Raw genomic sequence first — 832 nt, 5'->3', positions numbered from 1 at the left:
CGCGCACTGTATTTAAAATCCCAAGAGGTGCAATGTTTCTCATGAATAACAATAATAGGGAGTGTTTCACCGGTGATGGCTTTGCCTTCACCCCGTTTGGCAAGAACAAGTTTACCATCAACGGGCTTTGCTACCGCATCATATTCTTCTGCAAGGCGTGTAGCAAAAGCCATATCGCTTTCAGCTGTTTGGTCAATGTGACGCACAACGATTTTTGCAAGAGAAGGATCAACCTTTGGCGTATAGCCATTACGCTCTGCTATCTCTTGAACAATACTGCCAAGAGTTTGTTGGTGGTAAGATTGGCTTTTGGGGGTTCTGTAAGACGTGTTCATTGATGCGGCGCGCCCTGTCACGCTTAAGCTTTGTGGTGGGCTGCTTACAGAGATTTCGTCTATCAGATAGGCTCCCATATCGCGGTTTTTTCCGCCTTCATAGCCAAGAGTTACAGAAATGACTGTCCCGATAAGAGGAATATCAAGAAAGCCGTTATCACTGTCACGCGCACGGTCATCAAGCTCTATAGTGATACGATCACTTTTGTTTTCTGCTTCATCGGTAATTTCAATTGATAAAACATAATCCATGAGCGTTTTGGTGATGTCTTCTCCATTTGCCAGAACCATGCAAAAAGGTTTCATGATTTGCTACCCCAAATTCTGATTACTGGTGTGGCTTTCGGATAGGGGAGGGTTGGTAAGAGTATCGTGATGCCTGCTTTTAAAATGGGTCCATAGTCTGCAAGCCCCAAATTAGCTGCATAGACGCGTTCAACAGCAAGCGCTTGCTGACCTTTGGCATAGTATTTCCAGCAAATGGCATCAACCATATC

At 44.8% G+C, this 832-nt stretch carries 2 protein-coding genes; both read right to left on the bottom strand.

What is annotated here, in order from left to right; all coding sequences use genetic code 11:
- A partial coding sequence (locus ACFIJK_RS09400; protein ID WP_375627603.1) for a phage late control D family protein occupies positions 1-641 on the bottom strand: 641 nt, incomplete at its 3' end.
- Positions 638-832 (bottom strand): tail protein X (locus tag ACFIJK_RS09395; RefSeq protein WP_375627602.1); only part of this gene is annotated, 195 nt, incomplete at its 5' end. The genes ACFIJK_RS09400 and ACFIJK_RS09395, both read right to left, overlap by 4 nt.

It is taken from the genome of Bartonella sp. PS17NMGDW (assembly GCF_042193555.1).
Lineage (GTDB): Bacteria > Pseudomonadota > Alphaproteobacteria > Rhizobiales > Rhizobiaceae > Bartonella > Bartonella grahamii.
This window is presented reverse-complemented; position numbering and strand designations above follow the sequence as displayed.